7 protein-coding genes are annotated in these 6,316 nt (G+C 38.3%); 3 read left to right on the forward strand and 4 right to left on the reverse strand.

Annotated features, from left to right (window positions below; genetic code table 11):
• Positions 1-123 precede the first annotated feature (123 nt).
• Together ABMA79_RS04350 and ABMA79_RS04355 are read right to left on the reverse strand one after the other, a co-directional pair.
• A complete protein-coding gene (locus ABMA79_RS04350; RefSeq protein WP_393090581.1) occupies positions 124-522 on the reverse strand; it encodes a hypothetical protein in 399 nt (132 codons plus the stop codon).
• Positions 523-550: 28 nt separating this feature from the next.
• A complete protein-coding gene (locus ABMA79_RS04355; protein ID WP_393090584.1) occupies positions 551-1,426 on the reverse strand; it encodes an endonuclease I family protein in 876 nt (291 codons plus the stop codon).
• A 218-nt stretch (positions 1,427-1,644) separates the two neighbouring features.
• Between ABMA79_RS04355 and ABMA79_RS04360 the strand changes: the two genes are divergently transcribed.
• Positions 1,645-2,664, forward strand: coding sequence for a 3-oxoacyl-ACP synthase III family protein (locus ABMA79_RS04360; RefSeq protein ID WP_392855956.1), 1,020 nt, complete (start codon positions 1,645-1,647; stop codon positions 2,662-2,664).
• A 58-nt stretch (positions 2,665-2,722) separates the two neighbouring features.
• Here the strand turns inward: ABMA79_RS04360 and ABMA79_RS04365 are convergent, their stop codons facing one another.
• Complete coding sequence (locus tag ABMA79_RS04365; protein WP_393090587.1) at positions 2,723-3,628, reverse strand: LysR substrate-binding domain-containing protein; 906 nt, start codon at positions 3,626-3,628, stop codon at positions 2,723-2,725.
• Between the two features lie 197 nt (positions 3,629-3,825).
• On the opposite strand from ABMA79_RS04365, the gene ABMA79_RS04370 reads away from it, so the two are divergent.
• Both ABMA79_RS04370 and ABMA79_RS04375 read left to right on the forward strand, forming a co-directional pair.
• A complete protein-coding gene (locus ABMA79_RS04370) occupies positions 3,826-4,791 on the forward strand; it encodes an alpha/beta hydrolase (protein ID WP_393090590.1) in 966 nt (321 codons plus the stop codon).
• 82 nt (positions 4,792-4,873) lie between these two features.
• On the forward strand, positions 4,874-5,449 hold the full coding sequence (locus ABMA79_RS04375; protein WP_393090593.1) for a superoxide dismutase: 576 nt from the start codon (positions 4,874-4,876) through the stop codon (positions 5,447-5,449).
• Between the two features lie 42 nt (positions 5,450-5,491).
• On the opposite strand, the gene ABMA79_RS04380 is transcribed toward ABMA79_RS04375, so the two are convergent.
• Complete coding sequence (locus tag ABMA79_RS04380; RefSeq protein WP_393090596.1) at positions 5,492-6,229, reverse strand: SDR family NAD(P)-dependent oxidoreductase; 738 nt, start codon at positions 6,227-6,229, stop codon at positions 5,492-5,494.
• Between the last annotated feature and the right edge of the window lie 87 nt (positions 6,230-6,316).

Genomic DNA, 6,316 nt, shown 5'->3' on the forward strand with positions numbered 1-6,316 from the left:
CTCATGGAGAGACGTAAGCAGAAAGAGGCCTTAAAGAAGAAGCAAGAAGAACTTAAAAAGAAAGCTGAAAAAGAACTCAAAGAGTTTCAAAAAGAGTTAGAAAAGAAAGCCGGTAACGAATAGTTATCTTAGAGCTTTTGTCACACAGTTAGTAAGTCTCTTGTCTCCAGGGTTAAACTCTTGGAGGCAATTTTCGTAGATCTTAGTCGATAATTCGTCACAATTATCCATTCTCTCTTTTATACAGTGGAATGAAATTAGTTGCTCAATTTCGATTCGTTGCTCATTAGGATCAACAGGAATTACCGGTGAAACCTTTCTAGGTTTAGGAGAAACTTTTTTCTTTCTTGTTTCAACAGTAATCTTCTTATTCTTGTGGTAGCGACGCTCTTGAACTTGAGAGCGCTTCTTTGTGATCTCATTCCACTTTGCCGCTCTAAGCTTCTTATAGTAGAGAAGTTGTCTCTCTCTTTGAGTTAGGGGCTTCACTGGTGCTTGCTTTGTTGCACATGAGGCAATCAAGCTGGCTGATATGAGTAGAATGGTAAGCTTAAAAATCTTTAATAGCATCAACTAGAGTTTCGTCGTCAATAAATGGGTTGCGACTATTTTGAATTTCATAAATTCGGTTATTGATTCTTACCTCAAATGCATCAACAGGATCATCTTTATGCCATTTTCTCAAATAGAATTCCTGAGCTTCATCGATTGGAAGATTATAGCGAGTAGAGAAGTAGAAAAGTGCTCTTGCGATATTTCCTCTAATCTCTTCAGGTGGTTCAAATGATGTTGTTGTTTCATTTGCATAATCGACTTCACCAATATGCGAAACCTGACAATTAGAATTCACAACTCTTCCATTAACTTCACCAAATGGGTGATTACTGCGTGATGAATTAGCTCTTGAGTTTGCAGGAAATAAGTGATGAAGATCGTTCTTTTGAGTGTTGCGGCCCTCTCTCGGATTAAAGCGAGATTGAGGCCAACTGTGTTCACAATTCATGACTTGATGATTTGGGATTTGCATTTTCCCAACACCATCTCTTTCATCAACTTCTTGGTTACAGTAAATATCTTTTACGTAATATCCTTGAGAAGAAGTTTGAAGGTAAACATCTCCAAATAAATACTTTCTAGCTTCCTTGTAATTTCTTGGAACTCTTTGAGTAAAACAATTTTGTCTACCCTTGCAATCTTTAGCAAGTAAGTCGTTTTTATTTGGTGTTCTAATATGAGCAGATACTAAGATCTCTCTAAGCTTTGCTTTAATTTTTTTAGAAGAATTTATCGTTGTGTTTGAGATGAACTGGGCCGTATCCTCTGGGTAGTAAGAGTATTTCGTCAGTTGGGTTGAGTTGTAACCAGCAGACGCGCTGAAACTCATTTGAATGTAGATAAGCACCATAAGGTGACTAAGCTTAGTCATTTTAATTCCTTCCTTGGAATGATTATACTTTAACAAGAAAACATATCTTGGCCAATAAAAAAACGGAGCAAGAAATGGCCCATAAAAATCACATCGGGGCAATTTAAGAAAAATAAAATTGTAAGTGTCCTCTCTATCGCATATGCGAATCTTGTGTTAAATTGAAAAGATATCAATCACCAATTCAGATGTAAGAAAATTTATGAAAAGGAAATACTATGGGTGTTTTGGCAAGTAAAATTATTGGTGTGGGTTCTTACGTACCACCACAAGTTTTTAAAAACTCAGATATCGAAGAAATGATGAATACTTCTAATGAATGGATCGTTCAGCGCACAGGAATTGAGCAACGTCATTGGGTTGATTCAAAGACTTCAACTTCAGATCTTGCTCTTAAGGCGAGTGAAGAGGCCATCGCAAATGCTGGCATTAATAAAGAAGATATCGACATGATTATCTTAGCAACTCTCTCTCCTGACTTTGACTTTCCAGGTACAGGTTGTTTCTTACAAGAGAAGCTTGGGCTTTCAGAAATCCCAGCAATCGATATTCGTCAACAGTGTTCTGGTTTTCTTTATGCCATGACTGTTGCTGATAAATTTATTGTTAGTGGTTCAAATAAGAATATTCTTGTTGTTGGTGCTGAAGTGCACTCAAAAGGATTAGATCAAACTCCTGATGGACGTAATGTTTCTGTTCTCTTTGGTGATGGTGCTGGTGCTATCGTTATGAGTGCAACAGAAGTTAATGATAAGAAGACTGAGCCGTGCTTTATCGACGCTTCTCTTCATAGTGAAGGGAAGTATGCTAAAGAGCTTTGGCTTCCAGCTGCGGGGACTGGTTTTGATTCGACTGAGAGACTTTCACAGGCCATGCTTGATGAAAAACTTCACTACCCACAAATGAATGGGAAGACTGTTTTTGTTCACGCTGTAAAAAGAATGACTGAAGCACTTTCAAAGCTTATGGCCAAAAATGGTGTAACAGTTGACGACGTTGATGTTTTCTTATTCCACCAAGCAAACTTAAGAATCAATTCTAAAGTTGCAGAGGTGATGGGAATTCCTGAAGAGAAAGTTTTCAATACAATTCAAAAATATGGAAATACAACTGCTGCGACAATTCCTCTAGGAATGCACGATGCGATGAAAGAAGGCGTTCTAAAGCCTGGTATGCTTGTGGCAAGTGCTGCATTCGGTGCTGGCTTTACTTGGGCCGCTTCTCTCTACCGCGTGTAAGGGTGCCATGCACCTTTGGTTTCGCAACTGCTAAAAAGCCTCCGTACTGGAGGCTTTTTTATTTCTTACTTTTTAATTCTTTCATATGGTCAATGAATGCACGAAGGGTCGGGGACATATGCTTTCTGTGAGGATAGTAGAGGTAGTAGCCAGAGCTTGTAGCAATATACTTTTCTAAAAGTAGAACAAGCTTTCCTTTATCGATATAATCTTGAACATTGCCACGCTCTGTATAGATAATCCCTACATCTGAAAGTGCGGCCTCGCGAATATTTTCAGAATTATTTAAAATAATATTTCCATTTATTTTAACACTAAATTCTTTCTTCTTTTCTTCAAACTCCCAGCGCTCATAAATATTATTTCCACTTCCAAAACGGTGGCGAACACAATTATGTTCCAGAAGATCTTTAGGGTGCTTCGGAGTTCCATTTTCCTTTAAGTACTTTGGAGAGGCGACGGCAACAAACTCAACTGGTCCGAATAACTTAAGAGCAATTAGGTCTTTCGCTAAAATATCATCAATGCGAATTCCTGCATCAAAACCTTCATCGAATATATCTGTGGCCTGATCATCAGAGAAGATATCAATTGTGACATCAGGATATTTTTTTAAAAAGCTTCTTATATGCTTAGAAATATAATAGGGATAAAAAACTCCAGGCATATTTAATTTAAGAGTTCCAGTTGTGGACTTGCCGAAGCTCTTTGCATTCTCTTGGGCCGTTATAATCTGCTCCATTGCAGGTCCCGCTTGATCAAGAAATATTCTGCCGGCCTGGGATAAGCTTACACTTCTTGTTGTTCGAGTTAGAAGTGTCACCCCCATTTTCTCTTCAAGACTTGATATCATTTTACTAATTGCAGGTGGAGAAACTTGGAGTTCTTCTGCGGCCGCACTAAAGCTTCTCTTTTCAGCAACGACTTTTAGAGCAATAAGCCCGTCAAATTGGTCCTTATTCATTAGTAACCCTTAGTTAATGATTCTTTAAATATTGTGCCATTTATCGAAATAATTTTCTAGCCTAAAATCCATTTATAAACAAAAGGAGCTTGATGATGGAAATCTTCAATATAAAGAATGTATCGAAGTTTATGGTTATTGGTAGCTTGGCATTTTTTACGGCCTGCTCAAATCAAAAAATAAAGAAAGGAGTTAGAATGAATTTAGTAAAAGAATGGGATAAGACTTTTAAGAAAAGTGAACTTGTCGAACATAAGAAAGTGGTCTTTAAGAATCGCTACAATATTGAACTTGTTGGAGATCTCTATATTCCAAAGAATACTAAAATACAAAAGCTACCAGCGCTAGCTGTTAGTGGGCCATTTGGTGCTGTCAAAGAACAGTCCTCAGGGCTTTATGCGCAAGAGATGGCAGAGAAAGGTTTTGTCACGCTTGCATTTGATCCTTCATACACTGGGGAGAGTGGTGGTTGGCCACGCAACTTAGCATCAGCAGAAATTAATACAGAAGACTTTAGCGCAGCTGTTGATTTTCTTGGTACGCGAGAATTCGTCGATCGTGAAAAAATAGGTGTGATTGGAATTTGTGGCTTTGGTGGTTTTGGATTAAGTGCTGCGGCCGTTGATAAGAGAATTAAAGCGGTTGTAACGACAAGTATGTATGATATGTCGGCGGCCATGGCAAATGGTGTTGGAAATACTTTAACAAAAGAGACACGCACACAAGCACTCGAGGCCCTAAGCAATCAACGATATGCCGACGTTGATAAAGACGCACCAAGTGTTGGGCCACGTAATCTGCCGGAGACTCTTTCTGAAGATGACAATATCGTTATAAAAAGATTTTTTGATTACTATCGTACTGATCGTGGCTTCCACGAAAGATCGATTAACTCGACAACTGGTTGGTCAGCAACTTCGCCGCTATCATTTATGAATTTTCCACTACTGACTTATGTGAATGAGATCTCTCCTCGTCCAATTCTCATTATTGCAGGAGAAGAAGCACACTCTCTTTATTTCAGTAAGGATGCGTATGCGGCAGCGGCCGACCCTAAAGAGCTTATGGTTATGCCTGGTGTGAACCACGTTGATCTTTATGACAAAAAAGATATTATCCCGTTTGAAAAAATCACAAAATTCTTTCAGGATAATTTAAAATAGTCTCCAGACTTCTTGACCTCAACCTAGGTTGAGGTCTTATTATGACGTATGCTTAAACGTATATTATCAAGGAGAAGTTAAAATGGAACATAAGTTACCTGAATTACCATGGCCAAAAGATGCTCTAGCACCTCATATTTCGGCCGAAACAATTGATTTTCACTACGGTAAACATCACAACGCATATGTTACAAAACTAAATGCGGCCATCCCTGGAACTGAATTTGAAAATATGTCACTTGAAGAAATCATTATGAATTCAAAAGGTGGTTTATTTAATAATGCAGCTCAAGTTTGGAATCATTCATTCTACTGGAATTGTCTTGCGCCAAATGCTGGTGGAGAAGCAAGTGGTGCCGTTGCAGAAGCGATTAATGCAAAATGGGGTTCATTTGATAAATTTAAAGAAGAATTTTCTAACACTGCTGCAACCAATTTTGGCTCTGGTTGGACATGGTTAGTAAAGAACAAGAGTGGAGAGTTAGAGATCGTTAATACAGATGATGCTCAAACTCCTATGACTTCAGGTCTAAAAGCTCTTCTTACAATTGATGTATGGGAACATGCTTATTATGTGGACTACAGAAATGCAAGGCCATCATATATTGATGCGTTCTGGAATCTCGTTAATTGGGATTTTGTAAATTCTAATCTTTAATTAAAATGAAGGCCCTTATAAAAGGGCCTTTTTATTTGGAAGTTATGGTAGGTATGCGCCACCACAAACCGGTTGGTATGTGCCATTTATGTGTGAACTTTTCTCACTCGCTAGAAAAGCAACAGTGTTTGCAACATCTTCTGGCTGAGCATTTCTTTGTGTCGGCGTTAAAGAAGCTAGATAGTCTTTAAAGTCACTTGGCGCATCTTTTGTCGCTTCAGTCTCAACAAAACCTGGAGCTACAATATTAGATGTAATCTTATGAGGCCCAAGCTCTTGTGCTAGATATTTGCTAAAGCTATCAAGTGCTCCTTTTGCTGAACCATGTGCAATGAATGAAGGCATAGGTGATTCAGAGAGAGTACTTGAAATAAAGATTAAGCGTCCAAAACGATTCTTCTTCATTTGTGCTGCTGCAATTTTTGCTGTGATATAAGAAGCACGCATTTCATCATTAAGTTTTTGAGCAAATTCATCCCAGCTTTGTTCAAGAAATGGCTTTGCTGTAAAGTTCATATTTGCATTTGATACAAGAATTGAAACCGGTCCATGATCCTTTTCAATTTTATCAAACATGGCCTGTATTTGAGCTTCGTCACGTACGTCAGCTTGAATTGGGTAAGCTTCGCCACCTTTAGAAATAATTTCATTGGCAAGCTCTTGTGCGATCTTCTCGCTATTAACATAATTAATAAAGACTCTGTGTCCATCAGCTGCTAGAGCTCTTACTGTCGCTGCTCCAATCCCGCGAGCTCCACCTGTTACTAGTGCATTCTTCATTCAATCTCCTTTCATTTCATATTGACGTTAAATTGTGATAGTATTCTAAAACCTCAAGTTAACTTGAGGTCAATAGGAGATTTTATG

It is taken from the genome of Halobacteriovorax sp. HFRX-2_2, assembly GCF_043196705.1.
Classification (GTDB): domain Bacteria; phylum Bdellovibrionota; class Bacteriovoracia; order Bacteriovoracales; family Bacteriovoracaceae; genus Halobacteriovorax_A.